General features: G+C 56.5%; 16 protein-coding genes. 10 read left to right on the top strand and 6 right to left on the bottom strand.

The features are described from left to right. Positions 1–281: 281 nt before the first annotated feature. From AACY07_RS12400 to AACY07_RS12355, 10 genes are all read left to right on the top strand, one after another. Positions 282–920, top strand: a complete 639-nt coding sequence (locus AACY07_RS12400; protein ID WP_095027738.1) for a peroxiredoxin — start codon at positions 282–284, stop codon at positions 918–920. A gap of 304 nt (positions 921–1224) precedes the next feature. Further along, entirely contained in the window at positions 1225–1818 is a 594-nt protein-coding gene (gene ssuE / locus AACY07_RS12395) for an NADPH-dependent FMN reductase (protein WP_133074969.1), read from the top strand. Positions 1819–1918: 100 nt separating this feature from the next. Further along, on the top strand, positions 1919–2884 hold the full coding sequence (locus tag AACY07_RS12390; protein ID WP_133074968.1) for a sulfonate ABC transporter substrate-binding protein: 966 nt from the start codon (positions 1919–1921) through the stop codon (positions 2882–2884). A 31-nt stretch (positions 2885–2915) separates the two neighbouring features. Further along, positions 2916–4064 (top strand): FMNH2-dependent alkanesulfonate monooxygenase, encoded by a 1149-nt coding sequence (gene ssuD / locus AACY07_RS12385; RefSeq protein ID WP_019828602.1) that lies wholly within the window; start codon positions 2916–2918, stop codon positions 4062–4064. 7 nt (positions 4065–4071) lie between these two features. Then, positions 4072–4878 carry an aliphatic sulfonate ABC transporter permease SsuC gene (gene ssuC / locus AACY07_RS12380; RefSeq protein WP_133074967.1) on the top strand — a complete coding sequence of 269 codons (807 nt, stop codon included), beginning with the start codon at positions 4072–4074 and terminating at the stop codon, positions 4876–4878. Continuing rightward, positions 4875–5681: an aliphatic sulfonates ABC transporter ATP-binding protein gene (ssuB, locus tag AACY07_RS12375; protein ID WP_019828605.1), complete on the top strand. Its 807-nt coding sequence runs from the start codon at positions 4875–4877 to the stop codon at positions 5679–5681. The genes ssuC and ssuB overlap by 4 nt, the downstream gene beginning before the upstream one ends. A 34-nt stretch (positions 5682–5715) precedes the next feature. Then, positions 5716–5931 carry a TOBE domain-containing protein gene (locus AACY07_RS12370; protein WP_003444581.1) on the top strand — a complete coding sequence of 72 codons (216 nt, stop codon included), beginning with the start codon at positions 5716–5718 and terminating at the stop codon, positions 5929–5931. A gap of 149 nt (positions 5932–6080) precedes the next feature. Next, positions 6081–6272, top strand: coding sequence for a type II toxin-antitoxin system RelB family antitoxin (relB, locus tag AACY07_RS12365; RefSeq protein ID WP_326398884.1), 192 nt, complete (start codon positions 6081–6083; stop codon positions 6270–6272). Beyond that, complete coding sequence (locus AACY07_RS12360; RefSeq protein WP_046808790.1) at positions 6262–6531, top strand: type II toxin-antitoxin system RelE/ParE family toxin; 270 nt, start codon at positions 6262–6264, stop codon at positions 6529–6531. Before relB ends, AACY07_RS12360 begins: the two co-directional genes overlap by 11 nt. Next, positions 6528–6656, top strand: coding sequence for a hypothetical protein (locus AACY07_RS12355; protein WP_257622897.1), 129 nt, complete (start codon positions 6528–6530; stop codon positions 6654–6656). The genes AACY07_RS12360 and AACY07_RS12355 overlap by 4 nt, the downstream gene beginning before the upstream one ends. A gap of 72 nt (positions 6657–6728) precedes the next feature. On the opposite strand, the gene betT is transcribed toward AACY07_RS12355, so the two are convergent. The 6 genes from betT to hemF all read right to left on the bottom strand — a co-directional run bounded on the left by betT (position 6729) and on the right by hemF (position 13734). Then, positions 6729–8687, bottom strand: coding sequence for a choline transporter BetT (gene betT, locus AACY07_RS12350; protein WP_219262037.1), 1959 nt, complete (start codon positions 8685–8687; stop codon positions 6729–6731). Between the two features lie 508 nt (positions 8688–9195). Continuing rightward, complete coding sequence (locus AACY07_RS12345) at positions 9196–10647, bottom strand: hypothetical protein (RefSeq protein WP_339475006.1); 1452 nt, start codon at positions 10645–10647, stop codon at positions 9196–9198. 73 nt (positions 10648–10720) lie between these two features. After that, entirely contained in the window at positions 10721–11257 is a 537-nt protein-coding gene (locus AACY07_RS12340) for a hypothetical protein (protein ID WP_339475004.1), read from the bottom strand. A 286-nt stretch (positions 11258–11543) separates the two neighbouring features. Next, positions 11544–11870, bottom strand: a complete 327-nt coding sequence (locus AACY07_RS12335; RefSeq protein ID WP_326398891.1) for a DOPA 4,5-dioxygenase family protein — start codon at positions 11868–11870, stop codon at positions 11544–11546. A gap of 105 nt (positions 11871–11975) precedes the next feature. Then, positions 11976–12797: a shikimate dehydrogenase gene (aroE, locus tag AACY07_RS12330; RefSeq protein WP_133074963.1), complete on the bottom strand. Its 822-nt coding sequence runs from the start codon at positions 12795–12797 to the stop codon at positions 11976–11978. A 22-nt stretch (positions 12798–12819) separates the two neighbouring features. Beyond that, entirely contained in the window at positions 12820–13734 is a 915-nt protein-coding gene (gene hemF, locus AACY07_RS12325; protein ID WP_326398895.1) for an oxygen-dependent coproporphyrinogen oxidase, read from the bottom strand. Positions 13735–13809: the final 75 nt, after the last annotated feature.

The following is a 13809-nucleotide window of genomic DNA, read 5'->3' as shown; positions in this document are numbered from 1 at the left end:
TCAAAGGTTAGAAAAATCCTGCCCGGCGCAATGCCGGGCAGGGTGTTTACCGAAGACCTGAACGGTCAATTCGCAACACATTCAAATGTCGCAGCTCCCTGCCGCTCCCCTTGCCCAACTGAGTCCAGACTGGACCTGGTGCATTGTTGCGTCCAATGAAACAGTTTTTAATATTCCATTCAGACCTAACCAAATCGATATTTATTCTTTTTAATTAGCTCGTGACGCAGGCAGAGTAAAGCCATCACGCCCTGCCATTCCCTATAAAAAGGAGCTGCACCATGAGCCTCAGACTCGGCGACATCGCCCCCGATTTCGAACAGGATTCCAGCGCTGGCAAGATTCACTTCCATGAATGGCTGGGCGACAGCTGGGGCGTGTTGTTCTCGCACCCGGCGGACTTCACCCCGGTGTGCACCACCGAGCTGGGCTTTACCGCCAAGCTCAAGGATGAGTTTGCCAAGCGTGGCGTCAAAGCCATCGCGCTGTCGGTAGACCCGGTGGACTCGCACCACAAGTGGATCGAAGACATCAACGAAACCCAGAACACCGTGGTCAACTTCCCGATCCTGGCCGATGCCGATCGCAAGGTGTCTGACCTCTACGACCTGATCCACCCCAATGCCAGCGACACCCTGACAGTGCGCTCGCTGTTCGTGATTGACCCGAACAAAAAAATCCGCCTGACCATCACCTATCCGGCCAGCACCGGGCGCAACTTCAACGAAATTCTGCGGGTGATTGATTCCCTGCAACTGACGGACAGCCACAAAGTCGCGACACCGGCCAACTGGCAGGACGGCGACGAAGTGGTCATCGTGCCATCGCTCAAGGACGAAGACGAAATCAAGAAACGCTTCCCCAAGGGCTACCGCGCCGTGAAGCCCTACCTGCGCCTCACGCCGCAGCCCAACAAGTAATGTGAATGTCTTCCCTTGTGGGAGCGGGCTTGCTCGCGATTAAGGCGCTGCGGTTTTTCTGATGCACCGCAGCGATCCCATCGCGAGCAAGCCCGCTCCCACACAACCAGTGTCTTCAGCAGGGTTTCTGGCCGTTTCGACGGCCTTTTTTTTGCGTTTCATTTAACAAAATCGCATATGCATTTTAAGAATAAACAAATGAATAAATATGATTTATAGATATATAAATCACCTGTTAAGGTCTGTTCACTCAAGCGAAAACGCTGACAGCGAATTGCACATATTCATTCAAGGAAACGTCTAGATGTTGGTCGTGACACTCGGAGGAAGCCCAAGCCAACGATCCCGTTCGGGAGTGTTGCTGGAGCACGCCAAACGCTGGCTCAACCAGCAAGGCGTCGAAGTGGTGAGTTATCAGGTACGTGATTTCCCGGCCGAAGACTTGCTGCACGCACGCTTCGACAGCCCAAAAATTATCGACCTGCTGCAGCAGATTGAAAACGCCGACGGCCTGGTGATTGCGACGCCGGTTTACAAGGCCTCGTTCAGCGGCGCACTCAAAACCGTACTCGACTTGCTGCCCGAACGCGCACTGAGCCACAAAGTGGTGTTGCCCATCGCCACCGGTGGCAGCATCGCCCACATGCTGGCCGTGGACTACGCACTCAAACCCGTACTGTCGGCGCTCAAGGCTCAGGAAATGCTGCACGGCATTTTTGCCGAAGACAGCCAGATCGCTTACGGCGAAGGCAGCGCACAAGCGCAACTGGTGCCCGTGCTGGAACAGCGCATGAACGAGTCCCTTGAACAGTTCTACAGCGCCCTGGCGCGACGCCCCAAACCACTGGATCCCGGCATCCTCAACGAGCGCCTGGTCACGGCTCGCTGGAGCATTTAAAGCAAGATCCCCACAGACAGGAACACGCTTCACCACCTTACTGATCCGCTAACGGCTCGGCAGGTGCTACCCGAATCTCGAACCTCAAAAGGAGAGCGCCATGCGCCCTGTCATTTTGCGCCGCGGTCTGGTCGCACTGTTAGCTGCGGCTGTGTCCTTCGGCGCTGTTACCCAGGCTCAAGCCGATACCCTGCGCATCGGTTATCAAAAATACGGCACGCTGATGCTGCTCAAGGCCAAAGGCACGCTGGACAAGCGTCTGGCCGAGCAGGGCGTTGACGTGCAATGGACCGAATTCCCCGGTGGCCCGCAACTGCTTGAGGGCCTGAACGTGGGCTCCATCGACTTCGGCGTGACCGGCGAAACCCCGCCCGTGTTCGCCCAGGCCGCCGGCGCCGACCTGCTCTACGTGGCCTACGAGCCGCCAGCCCCTACCAGCGAAGCGATTCTGGTGCCCAAGGACTCACCGATCACCTCGGTCAAAGACCTCAAAGGCAAAAAGGTCGTGCTCAACAAAGGCTCCAACGTTCACTACCTGCTGGTGCGGGCCCTTGAAGACGCTGGCCTGAAATACACCGATATCCAGACCGTGTTCCTGCCACCCGCCGATGCCCGTGCCGCTTTCGAGCGCGGCAGTGTCGATGCCTGGGTGATCTGGGACCCGTACCAGGCCGCCGCCGAACAACAGCTGCAAGCGCGCACCCTGCGTGACGCCAGCGGTATCGCCGACAACCATCAGTTCTATCTGGCCACCAAGCCTTACGCCGAACAGCATCCCAAGGTGATCGAAACCCTGGTCGATGAAGTGCGCAACATTGGCGAATGGGCCAAAGCCCACCCTGACGACGTGACCCAACAAGTCGCGCCCCTGTTGGGCCTGTCTCCTGAAATCACCCTGACAGCGGTCAAACGCCAAGGCTATGGGGCACAGTTTCTGACCCCTGAAGTGGTCAACGCGCAGCAAAAAATCGCTGACACCTTTTACCAACTCAAGTTGATCCCCAAGCCGCTGGTTGTGAAAGACGTGATCTGGACGCCCCCGGCCAATCTGGCCAAAGCCAACTAACGCTTGCTGCCCCCATTTAGGAGACCACTCCATGAGCCTCAATATTTTCTGGTTCCTGCCTACCCACGGTGACGGCCATTACCTTGGCACCTCCGAAGGCGCTCGTGCCGTTGACTACGGCTACCTGCAACAAGTCGCACAGGCCGCAGACCGTCTGGGCTTTGGCGGAGTACTGATTCCGACAGGGCGTTCGTGCGAAGACTCCTGGTTGGTGGCCGCAGCCCTGATCCCCGTTACCCAGCGCCTGAAATTTCTGGTGGCCCTGCGCCCTGGCATTGTCTCGCCCACGGTGGCGGCACGTCAGGCCGCGACCCTGGACCGTCTGTCCGGTGGCCGCGCACTGTTTAACCTGGTGACTGGCGGCGACCCGGAAGAACTGGCCGGTGATGGCCTGTTCCTCAGCCATGAAGAGCGTTATCAGGCCTCGGTGGAGTTCACCCGCATCTGGCGTCGTGTGCTCGAAGGCGAAACCGTGGACTACGACGGCGAACACATCACCGTCAAAGGCGCAAAGCTGCTTTACCCGCCAATCCAGCAACCGCGCCCGCCGCTGTACTTCGGTGGATCGTCGGAAGCTGCGCAAGACCTGGCTGCCGAACAAGTTGAAATGGTGCTGACCTGGGGCGAGCCACCGGCCGCCGTCGCCGAAAAAATCGAACAGGTACGTGCCAAGGCCGCCAAGCTGGGCCGCACCGTACGCTTCGGCATTCGTCTGCACGTGATCGTGCGTGAAACCAACGAAGAGGCATGGAAAGCCGCCGACAAACTTATTTCCCATCTGGACGACGACACCATCGCCCGCGCTCAAGCCTCGCTGTCGCGCTTCGACTCGGTCGGCCAGCAACGCATGGCCGCCCTGCATGGCGGTAGCCGCGACAACCTTGAAGTCAGCCCCAACCTGTGGGCCGGCGTGGGCCTGGTGCGTGGCGGTGCCGGCACGGCACTGGTCGGTGACGGCCCAACCGTGGCAGCCCGGGTTCAGGAATACGCCGACCTTGGCATCGACACCTTTATCTTCTCGGGTTATCCCCATCTGGAAGAGTCGTACCGCGTTGCCGAACTGCTGTTCCCGCACCTGGATATCGAGCGCCCGGAACTGCCAAAAGGCGCCAGCTACGTGAGCCCGTTTGGCGAAATGGTCGCCAATGACATTCTCCCTAAAGCCGCGTCGCAGAGCTGAGGTCGCCATGAGTTCAGGCAAGGCCTCGGGCCTCAATAAAATCGGTCACACCCTGGCGCCCTGGGCCTTGCCTGTGTTGCTGCTGGCGGTATGGCAGCTGTCCGTGTCGGCGGGCTGGTTGTCGACACGCATCCTGCCCGCCCCCAGTGCCGTGATCACGGCCGGGATCGAGCTGGTACGCAGTGGCGAAATCTGGAAACACCTGGCCATCAGCGGCTGGCGTGCCGGATTGGGCTTTGCCATCGGCGGCAGCATCGGCCTGGCGCTGGGCTTTATTACCGGCCTGTCGAAATGGGGCGAACGCCTGCTCGATAGCTCGGTGCAAATGATCCGCAACGTACCGCACCTGGCGCTGATTCCGCTGGTCATCCTGTGGTTCGGTATCGATGAGTCGGCGAAGATTTTTCTGGTAGCACTGGGGACTTTATTCCCGATCTACCTCAACACCTACCACGGCATCCGCAACGTCGACCCGGCGCTGGTCGAGATGGCGCGCAACTACGGGTTGTCCGGTTTCAGCCTGTTCTGGCAGGTGATCTTGCCGGGGGCGTTGCCTTCTATCCTGGTGGGCGTGCGCTTTGCCCTGGGCTTTATGTGGCTGACGTTGATCGTGGCCGAAACCATCTCCGCCAGCTCCGGCATCGGCTACCTGGCGATGAACGCCCGGGAGTTCCTGCAAACCGACGTGGTGGTGCTGGCAATTGTTTTGTACGCCGTGCTCGGCAAGCTGGCCGATACCGCGGCCCGTGGTCTGGAGCGCATCTGGTTGCGCTGGCACCCGGCGTATCAAGTCGTTAAAGGCGGTGCAGCATGACAGCTCAACAACCTCCACGTTTGCGCCAGGGCATCCCGCTGGCCATCAACGGCCTGCAAAAAGCCTTCGGCGAGCGGCTGGTGCTGCGAGATATCAATCTGCATATCCCGGCGGGGCAATTTGTCGCCATTGTCGGGCGCAGCGGTTGCGGCAAAAGCACCCTGATGCGCCTGCTGGCCGGTCTCGACCAGCCCACCGCAGGCCAATTGCTGGCCGGTAGCGCACCGCTGCAAGCGGCCCGTGAAGACACGCGACTGATGTTTCAGGAAGCACGTTTGCTGCCCTGGAAAAAAGTCATCGACAACGTGGGCCTTGGCCTTAAAGGCGACTGGCGCCCCAAAGCGCTCAAGGCCCTGGAAGAAGTCGGCCTGGCCGAACGCGCCAATGAATGGCCAGCAGCACTGTCGGGCGGGCAAAAACAGCGTGTGGCCCTGGCCCGCGCCCTGATCCACCAGCCGCGCTTGCTGCTGCTCGACGAACCGCTGGGCGCACTGGATGCCCTGACCCGAATTGAAATGCAGGACCTGATCGAACGCCTGTGGCGCCAGCATGGTTTTACCGTGTTGCTGGTGACACACGACGTCAGCGAAGCCGTCGCGATTGCTGACCGGGTGATTTTGATTGAAGAAGGGCAGGTGGGGCTGGACCTCACCGTCGATCTGCAACGCCCTCGAGTACGCGGCTCGCACCGCCTGGCCGCACTGGAAACCGAAGTACTGAACCGTGTTCTCGCACTGCCTGGCTCGCCACCTGAGCCGGAACCCGTTGCACCGCTGCCTACGCAACTGCGCTGGGCGCAATAAAACCACTTTCTATCCCAAGACAGGAATCGACACCATGACCATTAAAGCCATCAACGTTCGCAACCAGTTCAAAGGCCACATCAAGGAAATCGTGCTGGGCGACGTGCTGTCGGAAATCGACGTACAGACCGCATCGGGCATCGTGACCTCCGTGATCACCACCCGCTCGGTCAAAGAGCTGGAACTGGTGGTCGGCAGCGAAGTGATCGCGTTTGTAAAATCCACCGAAGTGTCCATCGCCAAGCTGTAAACCGTGGTTTATCCACAACCCCGAAAGGTGTGAGCCCTTCGGGGGTTTTTGTGGCTGAAAAACACCCCTTGAGGTGCACTTCGTCGTGGCTACAAAGACAGCAAGTGGTGGACGGATTAGACTCAAAGGCACCCACGCAGGAGGTCTCCATGAGCGCCCACCTTTCCCCGATCGTTTCAGAGTTCGAAACCGAAGAGCAGGCCGCCAGTTATGATCGCTGGTTCCGAGCCAAGGTACAGGCCGCACTTGATGATCCGCGCCCGGGCATCCCCCACGATCAAGTAATGGCCCAGATGCAGGCCCTGATCGAGTCAAAACGCAAAGAGCGCGATGCTGGTTGAGTGGCGGCCCCTTGCTCGGGCTCAACTCAGCGAGATCCTTGAGTACATCAGCGACCGCAATCTTGTCGCGGCCAGTGAGCTCTACAAGAACATTGAAGCCGCTATATCCGCTCTACCTCAGCATCCCTATTTGTATAGATTCGGTCGAGTACCCGGGACTCGGGAAATTGTCGTGCATCCCAATTACCTGGTGGTCTACAGAGTCACGAATCGGATCGAGATAGTCACCGTTCTGCACGCAAGGCAGGAATATCCATGAGCAAAAACAACAAGCAGCAGAACAGAGGGCTGGGCAGCCGTATCCATAAACGCTTCGAGAAAGCCGGATACGTGGAACTGGATCTGCCAAAACGCGATGAAACTGTCAGATCGCTATCCCTGTAATTTCTTTAGAGTCGCGCCCCGTAGCAGCAACTACAAAATCAAGGCCCGCCCATTGCAGGCGGGCCCTGGCTGTCACCGCACCAAATGCAAAAACTGCATATGACGTTCGTACTGGTCGAGGATGTCGTTGATGATTTGCTCTTTGGTGTAGCCCGTCAGGTCGTAATCCTGACTGCCTTCGGCCAAATGCACTTCAGCGCGGTAGTAACGGCGGTTTCGCAGTTGCTCTTTTTTGCCAAAGCCACCACGGGCGAAGGAAGGCGTGAAGTAGCCGCGCATCTGCACCTGGTAGATGAACGGATGTTCGTCGCCGTGGCCGATTTCCAGGCTCACGTTGTCGTTGGCCGGGTCCGGCTGGGTGACGACATTCAGGCCTTTTTCCAGGAACACTGCGCTCACTTCTTCAATCGCCGGGCGCACGGTGGTATCCATGAAGCGATACACCTCGTCACGGGACGGGAAGTGCACGGCCTGGCTCAAGCGCTGACGCCAACCGCCACGACGGGAGTGCGAAACCGGCGCCAGGGAGTGCATCTGCGCAATCTGCTTTTGCGACTCAAGGTAGAACGCCTTATGCAGGCCCCACATCATCAGCAGCAAAATCAGCGAGAACGGCAGCGAGGTCAGCACCACCGCTGACTTGAGCGCATCGATACTGCCCGAGAACAGCAGCGCACTGGTAACCAGCGCCGTCATCGCACCCCAGAACACCCGCAGCCATTTAGGGCCGTCCTCATCCGCGTTATTGCCACGCGCCGAGAGGGTGGACAGCACCACGGTGCCGGAGTCGGCCGAGGTCACGAAGAACACAAAGCTGATAAACACCGTCACCGCAATCACGGTCCGGCTCCACGGGTAGGTCTCCAGCAGCAGGTAAAGCGTGCGCGACGGGTCGTCGATGGCAGACTGGCCGAGGGCAACCATGCCGTGGTTGAGCACCTGATCAATGGCGCTGTTGCCGAAAATCGACATCCACGCCAGGGTGAAGCCCAACGGAATCAGCAGTACGCCGAACACGAACTCGCGGATGGTACGGCCCCGTGAAATACGCGCAATGAACAGGCCCACAAACGGCGACCATGCGATCCACCAGGCCCAGTAGAACACCGTCCAGCCGCCCAGCCAGTCGCTGGGTTTGTCATAGGCGTACACGTCGAAACTCTTGGTCGGCAAGGCGCCAAGATAGTCACCGATGTTTTGCACCAGGGTGTTGAGCAAATGCTGGGTGGGGCCTGCGAACAGCACAAACAGCAGCAGCGCGCATGCCAGCAGCATGTTGATGTCGGACATCACCCGCACGCCTTTATCGACGCCCGCAATGGCCACCAGGATCGCCGCGCCCATCATCAGCGTGATCAGGCCCACTTGCACCCATTGGGTATGCGGCAGGCCGAACAGATAGTCGAGCCCGGAGTTGAGGTGCAACACCCCAAAGCCCATGTCGGCGCCCAGGCCAAACACGGTGGCGATGATGCCGAAGCCATCCACCGCATAGCCGATTGGCCCGTTGATGCGCTTGCCGATCAGCGGGTAGAGCGCTGAGCGCAGCGCCAGCGGCAGGTTGTGACGGTAGGCGAAGTAGGCCAGCGCCATGCCCACAAAAGCGAACACGCCCCAGCCATGCAGGCCCCAGTGCAAGAACAGCAGCTGCATGCCCTGGCGCGCAGCCTCTGACGTACCGGCCGGGCCTTGGGGCGGGGCGAGCATATGGGTCAGGGGTTCGGACACACAGAAGAAAAATAGCGTGATGCTGATCCCGGCGGCGAACAGCATGCCCGCCCAGGACAGGTAACTGAACTCGGGTTCGTCGTGGTCGGCACCGAGCTTGATCTTGCCGTAGCCGGACAAGGCGGTGACGACCACGAAGATCAGATACAGGGTCATCGCTAACATGTAGTACCAGCCGACCGTATTGGCCGCCCAGTTCTGTGCGGCCAGCAGCCATTCACCGGCTGCTTGTGGCATGGCGATGACCACCAGGCCAAAGATCAGGATAAACACGGCGGCAAAGTAAAATACCGGCGGGTTCATGCGGATCGAAGACGTTTCAGGCGTGATCGGTACACTCATTGGATGTGCACCTTATAGAGGTAAAACGGGATCAAAAAGAGCGGATTCGGCAAGGGTTAGCCTCCTGTTGTGAGCGGGCAGCGGACCACCGGTTTAAGTTGAACGAGCATTCAAGTTAAACATGGATGGCCTTTCAGCACTAATCGCTGCCCACGGCTACACGTCTGATACGTTAGCTCATGACTGGGTATGACACATGGCCATGATCAACGTTCAGCCGTTGTGGGGTGGGGCTGTCAGGGGGGTGGAGGCGGCAACAGAAAAAGGAATTTTCGGGCGTTGAAAAAAATCAAAAAAAAAGCACACACCAGTGAAATGGTCAAAAAACAGACTGATTTTAGACGTCGACAGGCTCAAAGAGTTGAAGTGACCAACAATGTGCTCAATGCACAGGAGTGGAGACGAGTCCAAAGAAAGAAGTCAGCATGCAGGCTAATCATGGATTTTTTATATTATTTTTGACACTCATTCAATTGGGCACTGTATCTTCCGACGACTCATCGGGAACAATAGTCGAGAAATTAACAGCCACGACTTCTTTAACTTCGCCTTTCTGAATAAAACTACTCACCCCAACTATATCGTTCCCATTACGGGTATCTGCTAATGGCTTCGTATACGTCAGATCAATGTGTGAAATACCCAGTTCGTCCAGAGAGTATAACTCGCTTGCATTGCCAGTTTCTTGAGGGCTATCTGCTGAGCTTTGGCCATCATGATTGGCATCAACCCAAACCCTCACATCCCCCCAGCGTTCATCCTGGTTATCAAACTTAAGGTCTTTGTTGCTATCCAGGCTGCGCAGTGCATCAAATGCATTATCAAAGGTTTTTTTACTCGGAGAATCACGGCTTCCTTGTCCGGCACCAAAATACTCTGACATCAACTCCGAGACATTATCAATTTTTCCGTTGCCATCAAGGTCCAAAACAACCATACCCTCGTCAGTACTGCTCCACCCCGTTTGCACCTTCTCGCCATCGTTGTTCATGTCGAAATGAACAGGAGAGGTATGAGGGTTGGTGAGTTTTACTCCGGCCCCACCCAGATCCAAAATCAAAGGGTCTACTTTGTTTTCTAAGGCGCATTTCATTCTTGCAATTTGTTCTGGCGTTATATAGTTGAGACCTCCAACACTTTCCAAAGAAATATCAACATTAGCAGCTGGCCTTTGGATATTTGTCACAGGTACCCCTCCGCCTGTGCTGTAGCCGTTCGATGCAGAAGTAGCGCCACCTGCCCCCCCACTTCCGCCACTGTCAAGACTACCAGCCGCACCCTTACTTATACCGCCACCAGGAACTACAGGCAGTGAAATATCAACTTCTACACCTTTTACTAATAAATCTTCAAATACTATCTTTATTACAATAGGTATAATCATTGAGGCATTGCCAAAATACTTTTCGAAAATCATCCCAATAGCAGCGGCATTTTGTATAAATACCGTGGCATAATTTTCCATTTGCTCTAAAAAGTTACGGCCCGGAATCTCAACGTAATTATGCCCTAGTCCACCCCCCCACACAGGAAACTCATCACCGAGCGTCCCGGCCCATTGCCATGGTTCCAAACCTAGGTGTTTTACTGCGGCTTGCACGTCTCTTTCAATAATCTGTTGAATTGGCAAGATGCCTTTAGCATAAATAAAATCCTCAATAACTTGGTGGGCTAATCTGTCAGAAGCATTTTTATACATACGCGAAGTGAATTTCCTTCCGGAGCGCTCAACTGCATATCGCATGGAATTGGAAACCAGTTCGCTTGCAAAGCTTCCGTCAATATTATTGATAGATTTTGCAGCCATAAGCCAGTTAGCCGTCATCAACATCTGGTCTCTCACTTCGCCATCGGCCTGGTTGGCAATGGCTTTTTGAGCAACATTATATAAGTAATGGTATCCTCCCGCGTAGTCTTTCACGGCGAGTCTACCTTTCAGGTATATGACATCCGCGGGTGTAAGAGGTATTTGCACCATATTGGCGCCTCCTTAATTAATTAATTAAAAAACGATCCAGAAAACTCAACACAAAATTATCGACTTCTTTAAGGTCGGAAATCTCACGCTTAAACAAATAGTCAACCCCAAAAATATTTTTGTACGCTCTTTTTCCCACATAAATAAGGTCCCACTCATGTATGTAAGCATTGCTTCCATCACGGCCCGCGACTCTATACATCTTCTCACTACCCTCTAACAGTTCAACCCCATCAAAAGACGCAATGGTTTTTAATGTTCGGGTGACTCGATTTATATCAAACGGAGGAACGGATATAGGAAATAGAACTAATACCATTACATTGTTAGATTTATTTTTATAGTCAACCAACTTCATGGACGGATACTCAACTCGAAGAGTAACCACGGTTTCACGGTTAAAATCAATAAGCTCACAATCCTCATCCGAAACATCAAAAGAAAAAACACTGGCATTCGTTTTTTTATTAACAAACGTGCAAGCTGCATGGGTGGGCATTGAGCCCCAAGCAAACACCAGTGATATAAGCCCACCTAGAAGATATCTACGCACTACCAGCCTCCAATATTACTGATGTATCGCCTTATCCACAGGAGGATTAAATACAGCCACCAGAAACATTTAATCTCCAGAGCACAGCGCGAAACATGGTTTTGGACGTGTTATTTCCATACACCATCCAAGATTCAATATTAAAAATCTTATCGCCCTGAAAACTTTAGGCCTTGTACCAAAATATGACCACAGCGAAGCCGCCGTACTTAATGTCGGATATTTCCGTAACTAAAAATAGTATGTAGGAGAGGGTTAAACCGGGCGCTGAACTGCGCGCCCCCGTTTAAAACACAGACAAATCCAGCGGCCGAATCGCGCCCATCCAGATCGCATGGTCGGTGTGGTCCAGCAGGTCATTACCGGTATCGGGGTGCATAAACACCACCAGCCCGTGGCGATAGAGCGCCAGCCACGGCAGGACGATACCCACAAGCTCCGGGCCGAACGCCAGCTGGCAGCTCCAGTCCGGGTGCGGGCCGACCGGGCGTTCGTGGACGCGGCCCATGGTGACGCCAAACAGTTGCTTCGCCTCTTCGCACAAGGCCCGCGCCTGATCGATGGTCGAGGCGTCGAAATAGATGTGAGCGTGGTAGCCCTTGATTCTCTGCATATCGCTCTCGTACGGGTGATGTGGGAGCGGGCTTGCTCGCGAGGGGATCGGCACAGGGTTGCTGATACTCCGCACCTGTCGAATCGCAAGCAAGCCCACACACAGTTAAAGCGCCAGCAACCGCCGCAACTCAGCCAACGCCGGGGCCGTGTCCGGCCGCACACCGCGCCACAGGTAGAACGCCTCACCCGCCTGTTCAGCGAGCATCCCCAAACCGTCCATCACCTGACCCGCGCCATGCCCGCTGGCCCACACGCAAAAAGGCGTCGGCTCCTTGCCGTACATCATGTCGTAGCACAGGGTTTTACCCGGCTCGATCAGGCTGCTGGCAATGGGTGGCAGTTCGCCACTCAAGCTGGCCGAGGTGGCGTTGATGATCAGGTCGACAGGCTCGTGCAGCCAGTCAAAACCACTGGCCGCCACCGGGCCCAGGTCGCAGAACAGTTCGGCCAGCAACTCGGCCTTCTCAACCGTGCGATTGGCGATTGTCACCGAGGCCGGCCCTTCGGCCAGCAAGGGTTCCAATGCGCCACGCACCGCACCGCCCGCGCCCAGTACCAGGATGCGTTTGCCCTTGAGGCTGAAACCGGCATTGACCGTCAGGTCGCGCACCAGCCCTGCGCCATCAGTGTTGTCCCCCAGCAAACTGCCGTCGGCCAGCTTGCTCAGCGTATTGACGGCACCGGCCCGTTGCGCGCGGGCGGTCAGTTGATCGGCCAGGCGGTAGGCATCTTCTTTGAATGGCACGGTGACGTTGGCGCCGCGCCCCTCTTGAAAGAACGCTGTGGCACAGCCGGAAAAATCATCCAGCGGCGCGAGCAAGGTGTCGTATTGCATGACCTGGCCGGTTTGCTCGGCAAACAGGCGATGCAGTACCGGGGATTTGCTGTGGGCAATCGGGTTACCAAAAACGACGTAACGGTCCATCAGGCAAGCTCCTCGGGCAATGTCAGGCGTTGGCTAACCAGTCGCGGTCTTGCAGGAAGTAATCCGTCAGACGCGCTTCCGGGCTGCCCGGCTCGGCTTTCCAGTCGTAGCCCCAGCGAACTTGCGGAGGCAGCGACATCAGGATCGACTCGGTGCGACCGCCCGATTGCAGGCCAAACAGGGTGCCACGGTCATAAACCAGGTTGAATTCCACGTAGCGGCCACGGCGGAATTCCTGGAATTCACGCTGCTGGGCGGTGTATTCGTCGTTTTTGCGGCGCTGAACGATCGGCAGGTAGGCATCGATATAAGCGTCGCCAATGGCACGAATAAAGGCGAAACAGGTGTCGAAATCCCACTCGTTCAAGTCATCGAAAAACAGGCCGCCAATGCCCCGTGGCTCGTTGCGATGCTTGATATGGAAGTAGGTGTCGCACCAGGCCTTGTAGCGCGGGTACACATCGGCGCCGAACGGCGCACACGCCTGCTCGGCCACGCGATGCCAGTGCACACAGTCTTCTTCAACGGCGTAGTAGGGCGTGAGGTCAAAGCCGCCACCGAACCACCAGACCGGCTCTTCACCTTCTTTCTCAGCGATGAAAAAGCGCACGTTGGCGTGGGATGTTGGCACATGCGGGTTGTGCGGGTGGATCACCAGCGACACACCCAGGGCTTCAAAGCCACGGCCCGCCAGTTCTGGGCGATGGGCGCTGGCGGATGGCGGCAAACCGCTGCCAAAAACGTGGGAAAAGTTGACGCCGCCTTTCTCAATCACGTGGCCGTTTTCAATTACACGGGTACGACCGCCACCGCCCGCCGGGCGCTGCCAGGCGTCTTCAACGAATTGAGTGCCGCCGTCTTCAGTTTGCAGTGCGTTGCAAATGCGGTCTTGAAGGTCGAGCAGATAGGCTTTTACAGCCTCGGTGCGAGTAGTCATGACATCACCTTAAATCGGGCAAAGCGACGCGGCACGTCCATCAGAGCGGGGCCGGCGGCAAAGGGCCGCTAGCAT

Origin of the sequence: Pseudomonas sp. RL_5y_Pfl2_69 (assembly GCF_963970465.1) — a bacterium.
In the GTDB taxonomy this organism is placed as follows: Bacteria; Pseudomonadota; Gammaproteobacteria; order Pseudomonadales; family Pseudomonadaceae; genus Aquipseudomonas.
Note: the sequence above shows the minus strand (reverse complement) of the source record. Positions and strands in the feature narration are given on the sequence as shown.

Bases quoted from the DNA above. Each gene is read 5' to 3' on its own strand.
- ssuD (WP_019828602.1), top strand. From the start codon at position 2,916: ATGAGCCTCAATATTTTCTGGTTCCTGCCTACCCACGGTGACGGCCAT.
- ssuB (WP_019828605.1), top strand. From the start codon at position 4,875: ATGACAGCTCAACAACCTCCACGTTTGCGCCAGGGCATCCCGCTGGCC.
- AACY07_RS12390 (WP_133074968.1), top strand. From the start codon at position 1,919: ATGCGCCCTGTCATTTTGCGCCGCGGTCTGGTCGCACTGTTAGCTGCG.
- AACY07_RS12400 (WP_095027738.1), top strand. From the start codon at position 282: ATGAGCCTCAGACTCGGCGACATCGCCCCCGATTTCGAACAGGATTCC.
- ssuC (WP_133074967.1), top strand. From the start codon at position 4,072: ATGAGTTCAGGCAAGGCCTCGGGCCTCAATAAAATCGGTCACACCCTG.
- AACY07_RS12360 (WP_046808790.1), top strand. From the start codon at position 6,262: ATGCTGGTTGAGTGGCGGCCCCTTGCTCGGGCTCAACTCAGCGAGATC.
- hemF (WP_326398895.1), bottom strand. From the start codon at position 13,734: ATGACTACTCGCACCGAGGCTGTAAAAGCCTATCTGCTCGACCTTCAA.
- AACY07_RS12370 (WP_003444581.1), top strand. From the start codon at position 5,716: ATGACCATTAAAGCCATCAACGTTCGCAACCAGTTCAAAGGCCACATC.
- AACY07_RS12355 (WP_257622897.1), top strand. From the start codon at position 6,528: ATGAGCAAAAACAACAAGCAGCAGAACAGAGGGCTGGGCAGCCGTATC.
- AACY07_RS12335 (WP_326398891.1), bottom strand. From the start codon at position 11,870: ATGCAGAGAATCAAGGGCTACCACGCTCACATCTATTTCGACGCCTCG.
- ssuE (WP_133074969.1), top strand. From the start codon at position 1,225: ATGTTGGTCGTGACACTCGGAGGAAGCCCAAGCCAACGATCCCGTTCG.
- betT (WP_219262037.1), bottom strand. From the start codon at position 8,687: ATGAACCCGCCGGTATTTTACTTTGCCGCCGTGTTTATCCTGATCTTT.
- relB (WP_326398884.1), top strand. From the start codon at position 6,081: ATGAGCGCCCACCTTTCCCCGATCGTTTCAGAGTTCGAAACCGAAGAG.
- aroE (WP_133074963.1), bottom strand. From the start codon at position 12,797: ATGGACCGTTACGTCGTTTTTGGTAACCCGATTGCCCACAGCAAATCC.